Annotated in this window: 17 protein-coding genes; 10 read left to right on the top strand and 7 right to left on the bottom strand. The window is 67.9% G+C overall.

Annotated features, from left to right (window positions below):
* Window positions 1–17: 17 nt before the first annotated feature.
* Together RAC81_RS10855 and RAC81_RS10850 are read left to right on the top strand one after the other, a co-directional pair.
* Entirely contained in the window at window positions 18–458 is a 441-nt protein-coding gene (locus tag RAC81_RS10855; protein ID WP_375082352.1) for an ImmA/IrrE family metallo-endopeptidase, read from the top strand.
* Window positions 459–492: 34 nt separating this feature from the next.
* Window positions 493–1,095, top strand: a complete 603-nt coding sequence (locus RAC81_RS10850) for a GNAT family N-acetyltransferase (RefSeq protein ID WP_375082351.1) — start codon at window positions 493–495, stop codon at window positions 1,093–1,095.
* On the opposite strand, the gene RAC81_RS10845 is transcribed toward RAC81_RS10850, so the two are convergent.
* Complete coding sequence (locus RAC81_RS10845) at window positions 1,096–1,299, bottom strand: hypothetical protein (protein ID WP_375082350.1); 204 nt, start codon at window positions 1,297–1,299, stop codon at window positions 1,096–1,098.
* Window positions 1,300–1,446: 147 nt separating this feature from the next.
* Between RAC81_RS10845 and RAC81_RS10840 the strand changes: the two genes are divergently transcribed.
* Window positions 1,447–2,058 carry a flavodoxin family protein gene (locus RAC81_RS10840; protein WP_375082349.1) on the top strand — a complete coding sequence of 204 codons (612 nt, stop codon included), beginning with the start codon at window positions 1,447–1,449 and terminating at the stop codon, window positions 2,056–2,058.
* A gap of 4 nt (window positions 2,059–2,062) precedes the next feature.
* Here the strand turns inward: RAC81_RS10840 and RAC81_RS10835 are convergent, their stop codons facing one another.
* Window positions 2,063–2,389 carry a hypothetical protein gene (locus tag RAC81_RS10835; RefSeq protein WP_375082348.1) on the bottom strand — a complete coding sequence of 109 codons (327 nt, stop codon included), beginning with the start codon at window positions 2,387–2,389 and terminating at the stop codon, window positions 2,063–2,065.
* Between the two features lie 185 nt (window positions 2,390–2,574).
* Here RAC81_RS10835 and RAC81_RS10830 point away from each other — a divergent pair, with 185 nt between their 5' ends.
* From RAC81_RS10830 to RAC81_RS10820, 3 genes are read left to right on the top strand one after another with little or no spacing between them, the layout of a single operon-like run.
* Window positions 2,575–2,916 (top strand): ATP-dependent DNA ligase, encoded by a 342-nt coding sequence (locus RAC81_RS10830; protein WP_375082347.1) that lies wholly within the window; start codon window positions 2,575–2,577, stop codon window positions 2,914–2,916.
* 18 nt (window positions 2,917–2,934) lie between these two features.
* Window positions 2,935–4,614, top strand: a complete 1,680-nt coding sequence (gene pgi, locus RAC81_RS10825; protein ID WP_375082346.1) for a glucose-6-phosphate isomerase — start codon at window positions 2,935–2,937, stop codon at window positions 4,612–4,614.
* A 14-nt stretch (window positions 4,615–4,628) separates the two neighbouring features.
* Window positions 4,629–5,939 carry an FAD-dependent oxidoreductase gene (locus tag RAC81_RS10820; protein ID WP_375082345.1) on the top strand — a complete coding sequence of 437 codons (1,311 nt, stop codon included), beginning with the start codon at window positions 4,629–4,631 and terminating at the stop codon, window positions 5,937–5,939.
* Window positions 5,940–5,948: 9 nt separating this feature from the next.
* On the opposite strand, the gene RAC81_RS10815 is transcribed toward RAC81_RS10820, so the two are convergent.
* Window positions 5,949–6,611, bottom strand: coding sequence for a helix-turn-helix domain-containing protein (locus RAC81_RS10815; protein WP_375082344.1), 663 nt, complete (start codon window positions 6,609–6,611; stop codon window positions 5,949–5,951).
* A 139-nt stretch (window positions 6,612–6,750) separates the two neighbouring features.
* Here RAC81_RS10815 and RAC81_RS10810 point away from each other — a divergent pair, with 139 nt between their 5' ends.
* Window positions 6,751–7,014, top strand: a complete 264-nt coding sequence (locus RAC81_RS10810; RefSeq protein WP_375082343.1) for a DUF6458 family protein — start codon at window positions 6,751–6,753, stop codon at window positions 7,012–7,014.
* Between the two features lie 5 nt (window positions 7,015–7,019).
* Window positions 7,020–8,192, top strand: a complete 1,173-nt coding sequence (locus RAC81_RS10805) for a serine/threonine-protein kinase (protein WP_375082342.1) — start codon at window positions 7,020–7,022, stop codon at window positions 8,190–8,192.
* A 62-nt stretch (window positions 8,193–8,254) separates the two neighbouring features.
* Here RAC81_RS10805 and nrdF read toward each other — a convergent pair whose 3' ends face one another.
* The 4 genes from nrdF to nrdH are packed head-to-tail and all read right to left on the bottom strand — an operon-like array spanning window position 8,255 to window position 12,110.
* Window positions 8,255–9,235, bottom strand: a complete 981-nt coding sequence (nrdF, locus tag RAC81_RS10800; protein ID WP_096713796.1) for a class 1b ribonucleoside-diphosphate reductase subunit beta — start codon at window positions 9,233–9,235, stop codon at window positions 8,255–8,257.
* Between the two features lie 32 nt (window positions 9,236–9,267).
* A complete protein-coding gene (gene nrdE, locus RAC81_RS10795; protein ID WP_375082341.1) occupies window positions 9,268–11,412 on the bottom strand; it encodes a class 1b ribonucleoside-diphosphate reductase subunit alpha in 2,145 nt (714 codons plus the stop codon).
* Window positions 11,409–11,870: a class Ib ribonucleoside-diphosphate reductase assembly flavoprotein NrdI gene (nrdI, locus tag RAC81_RS10790; protein ID WP_096713798.1), complete on the bottom strand. Its 462-nt coding sequence runs from the start codon at window positions 11,868–11,870 to the stop codon at window positions 11,409–11,411. The genes nrdE and nrdI overlap by 4 nt, the downstream gene beginning before the upstream one ends.
* Before the next feature lie 6 nt (window positions 11,871–11,876).
* A complete protein-coding gene (gene nrdH / locus RAC81_RS10785; protein WP_067118559.1) occupies window positions 11,877–12,110 on the bottom strand; it encodes a glutaredoxin-like protein NrdH in 234 nt (77 codons plus the stop codon).
* 390 nt (window positions 12,111–12,500) lie between these two features.
* Here nrdH and RAC81_RS10780 point away from each other — a divergent pair, with 390 nt between their 5' ends.
* Window positions 12,501–13,709: an MFS transporter gene (locus RAC81_RS10780; protein WP_375082340.1), complete on the top strand. Its 1,209-nt coding sequence runs from the start codon at window positions 12,501–12,503 to the stop codon at window positions 13,707–13,709.
* Window positions 13,706–14,635: a sugar kinase gene (locus tag RAC81_RS10775; protein ID WP_375082339.1), complete on the top strand. Its 930-nt coding sequence runs from the start codon at window positions 13,706–13,708 to the stop codon at window positions 14,633–14,635. Before RAC81_RS10780 ends, RAC81_RS10775 begins: the two co-directional genes overlap by 4 nt.
* Window positions 14,636–14,691: the final 56 nt, after the last annotated feature.

Below are 14,691 nucleotides of genomic sequence, written 5' to 3'. Positions count from 1 at the left end.
CCGACGAGAGGAGCCCCGTGGACGCGCTCCTGCGACTCGTCGAGACCCACGGCCTGCCCCTGGTCGAGCGAGCTGGGCGCTCCTGCGGCGGATACGAACCGAACTCGGCCACCATCCGGGTCGCGCCCGGCATGAGTGCACGCACGACGCGCAGCGTGATCGCCCACGAGCTCGGCCACGCGATGCTCGGCCACGAGCACACGCACGATCCGACCGAGCGCGCCAGGCAGGAACGGCGCGCAGACGAGTGGGCGGCGCGGCTGCTCATCACTCCCGCCGCCTACGCCGAGGCCGAAGCCGCCCGCGACGGGCACGCCGCCAGCATGGCCTTCGACCTCGAAGTCACCGTCGACCTGGTGCTCGCCTACCGGCGCCTGCTCCGTCGCGTGGGCGACAGCACCTACGTCGAACCGCGACTGGGGCGGGGGCAGTGGGCGCATCGCGTCGTCTCCGCGTGACGGGGCCCTGCTTCAGCGCTGATTGAATGAGGGCATGACGTTCACCACCACGCCTGCACCCGTCACACTCAGCGGCAGCCTCGTCGAGCTGCGACCTCTCGAGCGATCGCACCACGACGGACTCCTCGAGGCCCTCACCGAGGGCGATCTCTGGAAGCGCGCGTGGTACACCTCGATCCCCTCACCCGAGGGTCTCGCAGCGGAGATCGACCGTCGGCTCGGGCTGCTCTCGACCGGGGAGATGATCCCCTTCACGGCGTTCGACGCCACGGGGAGGACCCTCGGCCTCACGACCTTCTATGACATCGTCCCCGACGTCCCGCGACTGCACATCGGATACACGTGGAACCGGCCGTCCGCCCACGGCACCGGTACGAACGCGGAGTCCAAGCTGCTGTTGCTGCGACACGCCTTCGATGACCTCGGGGTGTTCCGCGTGGGGCTCACCACGCAGTGGGTGAACTTCCAGTCTCGAGCGGCGATCGAGCGCCTCGGGGCGAAGCAGGACGGCATCATGCGCGCGATGAGCCGCTACCGCAACGGCGCCCTGCGCGACAGCGTGGAGTACTCGATCATCGAGCCGGAGTGGCCCGCAGTGCGGGCGAACCTGGAGGCGAGACTCGCCGCCAGGGTTTGATCACTCGGTGGCGTTGCCCGACCAGTTGTCGTCGCGGCGGGTGGCGGACCCGCGCTGGCGCATCACGTACGCGAGCGACAGGCAGATGATGAGGATGCCGGCCGCGAAGACGACGCCCTGGAAGTCGGGGAGCACCTGCGCGAGGCCCAGGAGCCAGATCCCTCCGAGGAAGAGGACCAGGAAGAAGATGAAGCTGAGGATCACGGGGCTCCTGTCGTTGCGGGCGTGATCCAGGATACCGCCGACAGCGCGCTTCGCCCGCCGCACCCCGATCCGGATCGGGGTTAGCGCACGTCCCGCGGCTCCGAAACCCCCTTGGCCGCGGACCGGACGGATGGTTTCGTTGCGGTCATGAGCGCACACCCCACGGCCATCGCCATCTCCTGCACCCTCAAGCCTTCGCCCTCCGAGTCGAGCACCGACCTCCTGGCCTCGCAGATCCTCGACGCCCTCTCCGAGCACGGCGTCGACGGGAAGCTCGTCCGAGCAGTGGACTACACACTGAGTCCCGGTGTCGAGGCCGATATGGGAGGCGACGACGAATGGCCCGAGCTCCGCCGCACGGTGCTCGACGCCGACATCCTCGTCTTCGTGACGCCGACATGGATGGGCCAGCACTCGAGCGTCGCCCAGCGGGTGCTCGAGCGACTCGACGCCGAACTCAGTGAGACGGACGACGCCGGCCGGCCGATCCTTTTCGACAAGGTCGCGATCGCCGGAATCGTCGGCAACGAGGACGGCGCGCATCACATCGCCGCGATCCTCTTCCAGGGGCTCAACGACGTCGGCTACACGATCGCCGCGCAGGGGTCGGTGTACTGGAACGGCGAGGCGATGCAGGGAGTGGACTACAAGGACCTCTCTGAGACGCCCGAGGCGGTCGCCTCGGCCACGGCGACCGCGGCACGCAACGCCGCGCACCTCGCCTCCGTCCTGAAGGCGCAGAGCTTCCCCACCGAGTAGGCGTTCAGGCAGGCGCGGTCTTCGCGGCCTCGATGCGCCCCCAGTCGTCGATCACGAGCTCTCCCGAGGCGTTGAGCGCCTGCATGACCTCTTCGACGCGGCGCTTCTCGATGTGCTGCGGCTCCGATGCCGTGAAGAGGAACTGCAACGGGATGGCGGGATGGATCCAGACCGTCACCCGCCCGGGGTCGCCGCCCTCGGCGGGGCGCCACGTCATCATGAAGCTCTCCTGGCGGCGCAACTTCGTCCCGACGATGACCTTCAGGACCGCGAGTGTCTCGTCGTCGATGTGGATCGGCTCGGAGGTGCCGTCGTACCGCAGTCTTCCCATGAGTGAACCGTACCCCGGTGGGGCACCCTCCGCGTGCATCGCCGGGAACTCTGACGGAGCCGCTCGGGAGAAGCGGATGAAGTGCGTCTGCCATGATCCTCTCCTGCGCCCCGCGTGTACACCCCCTGTGCGGCGGAGCGCCATCGTGCGAGCGTGGGACGTTCGACATCCAGGAGGTGGCACCGATGGGACGATTCACGTACGACGGCGGACCGAGGGTCGAGATCGAGGATCGTGCGCTCACGCACCTGCAGCTCGTGATGACGGCGAAGCTGCGTCGTGGCGAGGCCTTCCCCTTCAGCTGGCGCGAGGACGCGAGCGTCGGCGGGGGCCGCACCACCGTGTGGATCCACCCGGCGAGCTCGCTCGTCTTCAAGTTCTTCGGGAGCCGCTCCCCCGATCTCAACCGGCACTGGATGCAGGACCTCGCCGTGACGGCCGCTCAGCCGGCTGGCCTGTACCTCACACCGGAACCTCTGCGCGGGGATCCGACATGGGGCAACGAGGAGAACCCGTTGCTGGTCTGACGGCAGTAGCGTTGAGCCATGAGCGCTCCCGTCGATCCGACAGTCACGTCCGCCTGGTCCGAGCTCCGCGCGCTGCGCGAGACGTTCTCCCCCGATCTTCGCGGCTGGTTCGCGGAGGACCCGACCCGCGCCGACCGCCTCTCGTTCCCGCTCGCCGATCTGCACGTCGACCTGTCGAAGAACCTCGTCACCGATGAGGTGCTGGCGGCTCTGCTGCGGCTCGCCGAGGAGACCGGCGTCGCCGACCGGTACGCCGCGATGCTCTCCGGGGCGCACATCAACACGTCCGAGGATCGTGCCGTGCTGCACACGGCGCTCCGGCGACCAGCCGGAGCCGAGCCCACGCTCCTCGTCGACGGGCAGGACGTCGACGCCGACGTGCAGTCGGTGCTCGACTCGCTCGCCGCCTTCGCCACGCGGGTGCGGGACGGCGAATGGCTCGGCGTCACCGGCAAGAAGGTCACGCACGTCGTCAACATCGGCATCGGCGGGTCCGACCTGGGCCCGGTCATGGTCTACGAAGCGCTGAAGCCGTACGCCGACGCGGGCATCGAGGCGCGGTTCGTCTCCAACATCGACCCGACGGACCTGGCGCAGAAGACCGCCGACCTCGACCCCGAGACCACGCTGTTCATCGTCGCCTCGAAGACCTTCACCACGCTCGAGACCCTCACCAACGCGCGGCTCGCCAGGCAGTGGCTGTGGGCAGGGCTCACGGCATCCGGTGCCATCGCCGACTCCGACGACGCACGCACCGACGCCGTGGCACACCACTTCGTTGCCGTGTCGACGGCTCTCGACAAGGTCGCCGACTTCGGGATCGATCCGGTCAACGCGTTCGGCTTCTGGGACTGGGTGGGCGGCCGCTACTCGGTCGACTCCGCGATCGGCCTCTCCCTGGCCGTCGTGCTGGGCCCCGACGTGTTCCGGGATCTTCTCGCCGGCTTCCACGCGGTCGACGAGCACGTGCGCACCACGCCGCTCGAGCGCAACGTGCCCGTGCTGATGGGGCTTCTGAACGTCTGGTACAACAACTTCCACGGCGCGCAGTCGCACGCCGTGCTCCCCTACGCGCAGCAGCTCAACCGCTTCCCCGCCTACCTGCAGCAGCTCACGATGGAGTCGAACGGCAAGTCCGTGCGCTGGGACGGCTCGCCCGTCACGACCGACACCGGGGAGGTCTTCTGGGGAGAGCCGGGCACGAACGGGCAGCACGCGTTCTACCAGCTCATCCACCAGGGCACCCGCCTCATCCCCGCCGACTTCATCGCGTTCGTGAATCCCGCGTATCCCCTCAGCGACGGTGCCCAGGATGTGCACGAGCTGTTCCTCGCGAACTTCCTCGCGCAGACCAAGGCTCTCGCGTTCGGCAAGACAGCCGACGAAGTCGAAGCGGAGGGCACCACGGGCGCGCTCGTCGCCGCACGGACCTTCGCGGGCAACCGTCCCACGACGTCGATCTTCGCGCCGGCGCTCACGCCGCAGGTGCTGGGGCAGCTCATCGCGCTGTACGAGCACATCACGTTCACGCAGGGCACGATCTGGGGCATCAACTCCTTCGACCAGTGGGGCGTCGAGCTCGGCAAGCAGCTCGCCATGCAGATCGCCCCCGCGATCGGCGGAGACGAGGATGCCGTGGCCGCCCAGGACCCGTCGACGAAGGCGCTGCTGGAGTACTACCGCGCGCACCGGGGCTGACGAGGACCACCGCCATGCATGACGTGGTCGTGATCGGGGCGGGACTCGCGGGACTGCGCTGCGCGGGGCTGCTCGCAGAACGAGGGCTCGACTTAGTCGTGATCGAGGCGGGCGACGTCGTGGGCGGACGCCAGCGCACCGACCTCGTCGACGGCTTCCGACTGGATCGCGGGTTCCAGGTACTCAATCCGGCGTACCCTGCGCTCCGACGAAGCGTGGACCTCGGCGCACTGTCGATGGGGCGCTTCCCGGTGGGCGTGCGGGTACGGACGGAAGACCGGGTCGTGGAACTGCGGCATCCGCTCCGGCATCCGTTGTCGATCCCGGCGACGCTCGCCAGCGGCCTCGTCAGTCCTGCGGATGCCGTGGCGCTCGCGCGCTGGGTGACACCCGCGCTCGTGCTCCCCCTCTCGCGCCTCGCAGACGGCGACGTCTCTTTGGGCGAGGGATGGGATGCCGCGGGGCTGCGCGGGCCACTGCGCACCGCCGTGCTCGAGCCGTTCCTCGCCGGAGTGCTGGCGGAGGATCGCGGCGCGACGTCGAACGCGTTCGCCAGGCTGCTCGTGAGCTACTTCGCGTTCGGGCGGCCCGGACTTCCCGCGCGAGGGATCGCTGAGGTGCCCGCCCAGCTCGCCGCACGAGTCCGAGCCGCCGGCGCCGAGATCCGCCTCCTCTCCCGCGCGGAGCGGATCTCGATGTCCGGCGAGGGTGTCGAGATCGGCGTCGCGGGCGGCGACACCGAGCGCGCAGCCCGCGTCGTCATCGCTGTCGGGGCGGATGCCGTGGCCGACCTCACCGACCTGCACCGGCCGGCGGCGAACGGTCTGCAGACATGGTGGTTCGCCACGGACGAGCCGCCGACCCGCTCCGCACTGCTCACGGTCGACGGTCGTCGACGAGGCCCCGTCGTGAACACCGTCGTGATGACGCACACGGTGCCGTCGTACGCGCCCGCCGGGCGGCACCTCGTCGCCGCGACGTGCCTGCTGCCGCGCGACGGCGACGCACCGGCCGAGCGCGAGGTGCGCCGTCACCTCGGAGAGATCTCGGGCGCTGACGTGACTGCCTGGGAGCTGCTGCGGCGGGACGACATCGCAGACGCCCTCCCGGCCCAGCCGGCGCCGTTGGGGCCGGCGCGACCGCCGCGCCATGCCGAGCGACTCTACATCGCCCGGGGACCACCGCGACACCGCGTCCATTCAGGGCGCACTCGCCTCCGGCGAGCGCGCCGCGCGAGCCGTGCTCAGCGCCGCGGGATCGTCCGGCACGCGGCCGGTGCTACACCGTTGACGACACGCGGATGCCCGGCGCGGTCGACCTCCTGAGCTGCTTTCTCAGGCGGCGATCAACCGGGGAGCGACCCGAGCGACCCGGTCGCGCAGATCCTCCACCGCCCTGTCGAAGGCTGCCTCCGTTCCGGTGACCGCGGGGTCCGGGATCGACCAGTGCGCGTCATCGCGGCCTGCGAGCTTCTCGTGCGCGCGGTCGCACACGCTGATCAGGTAGTCGCCGCGGTGGACGACCTCGTCGAGAGTCTTCGGTCGCGCGTCACGGACGAGGTCGAAGCCGTGTCGGCGAGCAGCCGCCAGTGCGCCGGGGTTCACCGCGGAGCCGGGATCCGTTCCCGCGGAGAGCACCGGCAGGTCGCTCACCGTCGACCACAGTGCTTCGGCCAGCTGCGAGCGTGCGGAATTCGCCGTGCAGACGAAGATGACCTTGCCCCGCACATGCACGGGAGCCGGCTCCATCGACTGGAACACCTCGGGAAGGAATCTCAGGTAGCTCCTCCGTCGATCGCCCTCGGACCTGGTGCGACGCACGATCCCCCGGTCCTCCAGGACTCCCAGGTGGAAGGCGACGAGATTGGACGCCATTCCCAGCTGAGCGGAGATCTCGCTCGGCGACAGGTCGCCGACGGTCAGGAGGTCGACCACTCGTAGCCGATTGGGATCGGCGAGGGCGGCGAACGCATCCGATCGTCGTTGCAGATCGGTCATTATGCACCACCCCGGAAGCGGGCGCCAGCCCATGCCGGGCCACCCGATTACTCAATACAGTTTGAGCGAACGTCGCACCCGCGACAGCCCACTGTTAGGTCAACCTAACACAGGGCAATGACTCTCAAGGAGGATCAGCATGGGCATCGGAAGCGGAATCGCTCTGTTCGTGATCGGAGCCATCCTGGCGTTCGCAGTGAACGTCGACCTGGGTGGAGTCGTCAACCTCGATCTCATCGGCTACATCCTGATGGCAGCCGGCGTCGTGGTGTTCCTCATCAGCCTCGTGCTGGTGATGCGCCGTCGCTCGACCGTCTCGACGGCGCGCTCCGCCGTCGACCCCGCCACGGGTGAGCGCGTCACGACCCGTCGCACCAGCGACAACGGTGACCCGATCGTCTGACGGGCATGACCGACCTCCTGCGAGCAGCTCTCCCTGAGACGGGTGGGCTGCTCGCGGGGCGATACCGCCTGATCGAGCGCATCGGGTCAGGCGGAATGGCGAGGGTCTATCGCGCTCGAGATGAGATCCTCGGCCGAGACGTCGCAGTGAAGCTCTTCTCGATCGACGCGACCGACCAGGTCGCCTCACAGCGGCGAAACGCCGAAGCACTGGCGCTGGCCGCGCTCGACCACCCGTCGCTGGTGACCCTCTACGATGCACACATCGGCGCCGCGGACCACGCGTTCCTCGTGATGGAGCTGGTCCCTGGACCGACGCTTCGCGAGCGGATGGACCAGGGCCCTCTCGACGGCCAGGAGCTGGCGGCGTGGCTGAATCAGATCGCCGCCGGGCTCGCCGCTGTGCACGCCGCGGGCATAGTCCACCGGGACATCAAACCGGCCAACGTTCTCCTGAGACCGACCGGCGACGCTGAGGCGCCCTTCGAAGCGGTACTGGCGGACTTCGGCATCGCGCACCTCGTCGACGCGGCACGACTCACGGCTCCCGGCGCGATCATGGGCACCGCCGCCTACCTGGCGCCGGAGCAGGTCCGAGGGGAAGCGACCGGACCCGCCTCCGACGTCTATTCGCTCGGGCTGGTCGTTCTCGAAGCGCTCACGCAGCGGCACCCGTTCGACACCGACTCCCTGCAGAACACCATCGTCGGACGGCTCTCGTCAGCGCCGGCCATTCCGGGCGCACTCGGCTACGGGTGGAAGTCGTTGATCAGCGCGATGACCACGATCGATCCTTCCGCACGACTGTCCGCGTCCGAGGTGGCCGACAGGGCCTCCCGCCTCGGGACGGCGACGACGCGAATTGGGCCCTTGCGCCGCGACCGGCGCCGACGTCCTCCCGCGGCTCATCTCGCGGAGACGACCGCCCCCGACCTCGCGCGGCTGCTGCGCTGCGCGGAGGTGCCCGATGAACCGGTCGTGGAAGCCGAGGTCGAGAGGGCGAACCGCCTTCATCGCGCCATCGTCGTCGCGCTCGTCGTCACTGCCGCGATCATGTTCGGCGGGATACTGCTCATCACCGCGCTGAGCTCCGCCGCGGGCGCCGACGACACCGGTTACGGCTCCCCCGTATCCGCACCTGTGACGTGGGCAAGCCCCCGCCTGCATCCTCTCGACTGAGGAGCGGGCGGGGGCTCGAGCGACTTCGCGGGCGGCGAACCGCTGTTGCGGTCAGGGGCGGGTCAGAAGTCCCAGTCCTCGTCTTCCGTGGCCTCGGCCTTGCCGATCACGTACGACGAGCCCGACCCCGAGAAGAAGTCGTGGTTCTCGTCGGCGTTCGGCGAGAGCGCCGACAGGATCGCCGGGTTCACGTTCGTCACCGTCGAGGGGAACATGGCCTCGTAGCCGAGGTTCATGAGCGCCTTGTTGGCGTTGTAGTGCAGGAACTTCTTGACGTCCTCGGTCAGGCCGACACCGTCGTAGAGGTCCTGCGTGTACTGCACCTCGTTGTCGTACAGCTCGTAGAGCAGCGAGAACGTGTAGTCCTTGAGCTCATCCCGGCGCTGCTGCGTGGCCGTCTCGAGACCGCGCTGGAACTTGTAGCCGATGTAGTAGCCGTGCACCGCCTCGTCACGGATGATGAGGCGGATCAGGTCGGCCGTGTTCGTCAGCTTCGCCTTCGACGACCAGTAGATCGGCAGGTAGAAGCCCGAGTAGAACAGGAACGACTCGAGCAGGGTCGAGGCGACCTTGCGCTTGAGCGGGTCGTCGCCCTGGTAGTAGTCCATGATGATCTGAGCCTTCTTCTGAAGGTTCGGGTTCTCGGTGGACCACCGGAACGCCTCGTCGATCTCCTTGGTCGACGCGAGCGTCGAGAAGATCGAGGAGTAGCTCTTCGCGTGCACCGACTCCATGAACGCGATGTTCGTGTAGACGGCCTCCTCGTGCGGGGTGATCGCATCGGGGATGAGCGACACGGCGCCGACCGTGCCCTGGATGGTGTCGAGCAGGGTCAGACCCGTGAAGACGCGCATCGTGAGCAACTGCTCGTCAGGGGTCAGCGTGTTCCACGACTGGACGTCGTTCGACAGCGGCACCTTCTCGGGCAGCCAGAAGTTGTTCACCAGACGGTTCCAGACCTCGAGGTCCTTGTCGTCCTGGATGCGGTTCCAGTTGATCGCCTGCACGCTGTCGACCAGCTTGAGCGGGGAGTGGGGAGTCATGTTCGTTCTCGTTCCGGGTGACTGTCGACGGGTCAGAGCATGCAGGAGACGCACTCGGTCATGTCGGTGCCCTCGAGCGCCAGCTGGCGCAGACGGATGTAGTAGATCGTCTTGATGCCCTTGCGCCATGCGTAGATCTGCGCCTTGTTGATGTCGCGAGTGGTGGCGGTGTCCTTGAAGAACAGCGTCAGCGACAGGCCCTGGTCGACGTGCTGCGTGGCGGCGGCGTACGTGTCGATGACCTTCTCGTAGCCGATCTCGTACGCGTCCTGGTAGTACTCCAGGTTGTCGTTCGTCATGAACGCTGCCGGGTAGTAGACGCGACCCAGCTTGCCTTCCTTGCGGATCTCGATCTTCGACGCGATCGGGTGGATCGACGACGTCGAGTTGTTGATGTACGAGATCGAGCCGGTCGGCGGCACCGCCTGCAGGTTCTGGTTGTAGATGCCGTGCTTCTGGATGCTCTCCTTCAGCTCGACCCAGTCCTGCTGCGTCGGGATGTGCTTGCCCGCGAAGAGCTCCTTGACCTTCTCGGTCGCCGGCACCCACGCCTGGTCGATGTACTTGTCGAAGAACTCGCCCGACGCGTACTTCGAGTCCTCGAAGCCGTCGAACGTCTGCTGACGCTCGATCGCCAGGTTGTTCGAGGCACGCAGCGCGTGGTACAGCACGGTGTAGAAGTAGATGTTCGTGAAGTCGACACCCTCCTCCGAGCCGTAGTAGACGTGCTCGCGAGCGAGGTAGCCGTGCAGGTTCATCTGACCGAGGCCGATCGCGTGGGAACGGTCGTTGCCGTCTTCGATCGAACGCACCGAGCGGATGTGGCTCTGGTCGCTCACCGCGGTGAGCGCGCGGATCGCGGTCTCGACCGTCTGGCCGAGGTCGTCGGCATCCATCGACAGCGCGATGTTCATCGAGCCGAGGTTGCAGGAGATGTCCTTGCCGATCTGGTCGTACGACAGGTCGTCGTTGTACGTCGTCGGCGTGTTCACCTGCAGGATCTCGCTGCAGAGGTTCGACATGTTGATGCGACCCTTGATCGGGTTCGCCTTGTTCACCGTGTCCTCGAACATGACGTACGGGTAACCGGACTCGAACTGGATCTCGGCGACGGTCTGGAAGAACTCGCGCGCGTTGATCTTCGTCTTCTTGATGCGCGGGTCGTCGACCATCTCGCGGTACTTCTCGGTGACCGAGATGTCGCCGAACGGGACGCCGTAGACCTTCTCGACGTCGTACGGCGAGAAGAGGTACATGTCCTCGCCGTTCTTCGCGAGCTCGAACGTGATGTCGGGCACCACGACGCCGAGCGACAGCGTCTTGATGCGGATCTTCTCGTCGGCGTTCTCGCGCTTCGTGTCGAGGAAGCGCATGATGTCGGGGTGGTGGGCGTTGAGGTACACCGCACCGGCGCCCTGACGCGCACCGAGCTGGTTGGCGTAGCTGAAGCTGTCTTCGAGCAGCTTCATCACGGGGATGATGCCGGAGGACTGGTTCTCGATCTGCTTGATCGGGGCGCCGGACTCGCGGATGTTCGAGAGCAGGAGCGCCACGCCGCCGCCGCGCTTCGACAGCTGCAGGGCGGAGTTGATGCCGCGGGCGATCGACTCCATGTTGTCTTCGATGCGCAGCAGGAAGCAGCTGACCAGCTCGCCGCGCTGCGCCTTGCCCGCGTTGAGGAAGGTCGGGGTGGCCGGCTGGAAGCGACCGGAGATGATCTCCTCGACGAGGTTCACCGCGAGCTTCTCGTCGCCGTCGGCCAGGCCGAGGGCCGTCATCACGACGCGGTCCTCGAACCGCTCGAGGTAGCGCTTGCCGTCGAACGTCTTCAGCGTGTAGCTCGTGTAGTACTTGAACGCGCCGAGGAAGGTCTCGAAGCGGAACTTCTTCGAGTAGGCGAGGTCGTTGAGCTTCTGGATGAACTCGAACGAGTACTTGTCGATGACGGAGCCCTCGTAGTACTCCTTCTCGACGAGGTAGTCGAGCCGCTCCTTGAGGGAGTGGAAGAACACCGTGTTCTGGTTGACGTGCTGGAGGAAGTACTCCCGCGCCGCCCGCTTGTCGGCGTCGAACTGGATCTTCCCGTTCGCGTCGTAGAGATTCAGCATCGCGTTGAGGGCGTGGTAGTCCAGGCCCTCGTACGCGGGGTTCACCTTGAACGCCGCGGTCTCCGTCACTGCGCCGTGTCCTGCATGCTCTTCCACTGCGATACCCACCGTCGTTCCAATCCGTCGCTCACGCGATCAACGTCGTCCTGTGTGCCGAAGATCTCTAGCCGGTACAAGTGAGGCACGTGGCACTTGCGGCTGATGATGTCGCCGGCGAGGCAGAAGGCGTCGCCGAAGTTGGTGTTTCCTGCGGAGATGACTCCGCGGATGTGGCGTCGGTTGCGTTCGTCGTTGAGGAACCGGATCACCTGCTTGGGAACGGCTCCCCGCTCGACGCCTCTCCCCTCACCCCCGCCGTAGGTGGGAGTGACCAGCACGAAGGGCTCGTCGATGACGAGGTCCTCCTCCTGCCGGTGGAGAGGGATGCGCCGGGCGGGGAGACCCAGCTTCTCGATGAAGCGTGCGGTGTTGCCCGACACGCTGGAGAAGTAGACCAGGAGCGGCGCAGCGGTCGCGACGGCGCTCATGGTGCCTCAGGCCAGGCGCGAGGCGAGCTCGTCGATCTTGTCGGGACGGAAGCCCGACCAGTGGTCCTCGTCGGTGACGACGACGGGAGCCTGCATGTAGCCGAGCGACTTGACCTGCTCGAGGGCTGCCGGGTCTTCCGACAGGTCGTGGATCTCGTACTCGATACCCTTCGCGTCGAGAGCGCGGTAGGTCGCGTTGCACTGGACGCAGGACGGCTTGGTGTAGACCGTGATCGACATCTTTTTCGGCTTCCCCTCAAATCTCTGGCCTGTGGTGATCAGGCGTTTGTCCGGTAGACCCTCACCGGGAACTCAATACTACATATAGGGACGGACATTCAGAGCGACCACAAGGGGTAGTAGTTACATCCGTGTAGTTTTCCACCGCTCTCCACTGATACAACACAGGTTCTCCACCGTTTCTTCCACAGGCGGAGGGCCGCCCGCGGACATCGCGAACCGCGAGAAATCGCGGCTGGGAGGACCCTGTGAGCGATCCATCCACAGGGGGCACGATACGGCCGACCACCGACATCCGATTTTCTGTGGAAAGTGCGGTTCGGCGTGTCGCGGCGTGTCGGGGTCCGACCGCCCGCACGAGGGTCGCCCCGGTGCCGGTAGCGTTGTCGGGTGGCGGGATACCAGGACCTTCTTCGCACGCCGGGAGTGGCGCGCATGATCGCGGCGCAGCTGACCGCGCGCTTCCCCAGCGGCATGACCTCGCTGGCGATCCTCCTGCACGTCGAGCAGCAGACCGGGTCTTACGGATCGCCGGGTCTCGTGCTCGCTGCGACGAGTGTCGGCCAGGCCGTCGCCGGGCCCATCACGAGCCGCTGGATGGGCGCCTGGGGAATGCGTCGCGTCCTCACCCTCACGAGCACGGTGTGCGTGATCGCGGTGGTCGCGCTCGCCCTGCTGCCCCTCACCGTCCCCGGCTACATGGCGTTCGGCATGGTCGCCGGGCTCGCGACCCCGCCCATCCAGGCCGCCGTCCGCACGATCTACCCCAAGCTCGTGAACTCGTCGCAGCTCACGCCGCTGTTCTCCCTCGACGCCTCGCTGCAGGAGATCATCTGGATCCTGGCGCCCGTGGTCATCACGCTGGTCTCCACCCAGGTCGGCACCATGGAGGGCCTGCTGCTCGTCGCCGTCATCCTCGTCGGCGGCGCGGCGTGGTTCATCCTCTCCCCCGAGGTCGGCCGGGTGCGCATCCCCCGCAGCCGCAACGCCCTCGGCAAGGTGGTGCTCAAACCCCCGGTGCTCCTCGCCACGGTCGTCGGGTTCCTGCTGATCGGCGCCTGCGCCGCCGTCGAGGTCGGAGTGGTCGCGACGTTCGAGCACGGCAGCCTCGCCGCGGGGCTCGTCCTCGCGGTGTTCTCGGTCGGCAGCCTGGCGGGCGGGCTCGCCTTCGGACACATCCCGATCGGCCCCTGGGCCATGGCGCGCCGCCTGCTGATCGTGACCGTCGGCCTCGCGCTCACGATGATCTCGCTCAACGTCTTCTGGCTGGGCGGCACCCTCATCGTCGCGGGCATCGGTATCGCCCCCGCGCTCGCCGTGCTCTTCGCGATCACCTCGGCGAGCGTCAAGTTCAGCGAGACGGCCGAGGCGTTCGGGTGGACCGGCACCGGCCAGCTGATCGGGGCCGCCGCCGGATCCGCCGTGGCCGGCTTCCTCGTCGACGCGACCGACCCTCGCGGCGCCTACCTCGCCGCGACGATCTTCGCCGCGGTCGGCCTCATCGTCTCCGTCGTCTTCGTCCGCTCCTTCCCCGACCTGCGTCACCGCGACGCGAGCCCCCATCCCGACACCGAACCCCTGGCGGTCACACCCTCATGAGCACAGCACTCCCCTCCTCGCACCCGAACGATGCGGAGACCCCCGTCGAGGTCGTCTGCGTCGGCGAGTCCATGGGGCTCGTCACCGCCATCGGTGCTCCCCTCGTCGAGACCGAGACCGCGGCGTTCGGCATCGCCGGCGCCGAGGGCAACGTCTCCGTCGGTCTCGTCGCGGCCGGCCACCGGGCCGCCTGGGCGTCTCGTCTCGGCGCCGACCCGTTCGGCGAGCGCATCGCCGCCGAGCTCTCCGGCCGCGGCGTGGACCTGTGGGTCACGACCGACGACGCCACCCCGACCGGTGTGATGTTCAAGGACCCCGGCGTCGAATCGTCGTCGGTCTACTACTACCGCCGTGGGTCAGCCGCCTCCCTCATGGACCGGGGCTTCCTCGACGCCGACGCCCTCGCCGGGGTGCGCATCGTGCACACGACGGGCATCACGCCCGCGCTCTCCGCCACGTGCCGCGAGATGGTCGACCAGCTGTACGTCGACGCCCGCGCGGCCGGGGCCCTGGTCTCGTTCGACGTCAACGACCGTCGCGCCCTGTGGAGCAGGGAGGACGCAGCGCACACGCTCGCCCGCCTCGCCGACGCCGCGGACATCGCGTTCGTCGGCCGCGACGAGGCGGAGCGCATCTGGGGCACCCCGACCGCATCCGACATCCGCGCGCACCTGCCGCACTGCGGACTGCTCGTGGTGAAGGACGGCGACGTGGGCGCCACCGCGTTCTCCGGCGACGACGAGCCGGTGTTCGTTCCCGCGCCGCGCGTCGAGGTCGTCGAACCGGTCGGCGCGGGCGACGCGTTCGCCTCGGGATTCCTGGCGGCGACGCTCGAGGGCGCCGACCTGGCGGAGCGCCTGTCAGCGGGACACGCGGCAGCGGCCCGCGTGCTCACGACGCACGGAGACCTGCCGCCCCTCGACTGAGAGCCCGGCGCAGTCGCACCGGACCGGCTGTCGGATGGCGGTCGTAGGCTGAGGGC

It is taken from the genome of Microbacterium sp. CR_7 (assembly GCF_041954755.1).
In the GTDB taxonomy this organism is placed as follows: domain Bacteria; phylum Actinomycetota; class Actinomycetes; order Actinomycetales; family Microbacteriaceae; genus Microbacterium.
This window is presented reverse-complemented; position numbering and strand designations above follow the sequence as displayed.

What these genes read in the sequence shown, in the direction of transcription:
- RAC81_RS10850 (WP_375082351.1), top strand. Translation starts at nt 493, where the DNA reads ATGACGTTCACCACCACGCCTGCACCCGTCACACTCAGCGGCAGCCTC.
- nrdH (WP_067118559.1), bottom strand. Translation starts at nt 12,110, where the DNA reads ATGTCGATCACGGTCTACACCAAGCCGTCCTGCGTCCAGTGCAACGCG.
- RAC81_RS10815 (WP_375082344.1), bottom strand. Translation starts at nt 6,611, where the DNA reads ATGACCGATCTGCAACGACGATCGGATGCGTTCGCCGCCCTCGCCGAT.
- RAC81_RS10820 (WP_375082345.1), top strand. Translation starts at nt 4,629, where the DNA reads ATGCATGACGTGGTCGTGATCGGGGCGGGACTCGCGGGACTGCGCTGC.
- RAC81_RS10830 (WP_375082347.1), top strand. Translation starts at nt 2,575, where the DNA reads ATGGGACGATTCACGTACGACGGCGGACCGAGGGTCGAGATCGAGGAT.
- pgi (WP_375082346.1), top strand. Translation starts at nt 2,935, where the DNA reads ATGAGCGCTCCCGTCGATCCGACAGTCACGTCCGCCTGGTCCGAGCTC.
- RAC81_RS10810 (WP_375082343.1), top strand. Translation starts at nt 6,751, where the DNA reads ATGGGCATCGGAAGCGGAATCGCTCTGTTCGTGATCGGAGCCATCCTG.
- RAC81_RS10835 (WP_375082348.1), bottom strand. Translation starts at nt 2,389, where the DNA reads ATGGGAAGACTGCGGTACGACGGCACCTCCGAGCCGATCCACATCGAC.
- nrdI (WP_096713798.1), bottom strand. Translation starts at nt 11,870, where the DNA reads ATGAGCGCCGTCGCGACCGCTGCGCCGCTCCTGGTCTACTTCTCCAGC.
- RAC81_RS10775 (WP_375082339.1), top strand. Translation starts at nt 13,706, where the DNA reads ATGAGCACAGCACTCCCCTCCTCGCACCCGAACGATGCGGAGACCCCC.
- RAC81_RS10840 (WP_375082349.1), top strand. Translation starts at nt 1,447, where the DNA reads ATGAGCGCACACCCCACGGCCATCGCCATCTCCTGCACCCTCAAGCCT.
- RAC81_RS10805 (WP_375082342.1), top strand. Translation starts at nt 7,020, where the DNA reads ATGACCGACCTCCTGCGAGCAGCTCTCCCTGAGACGGGTGGGCTGCTC.
- nrdF (WP_096713796.1), bottom strand. Translation starts at nt 9,235, where the DNA reads ATGACTCCCCACTCCCCGCTCAAGCTGGTCGACAGCGTGCAGGCGATC.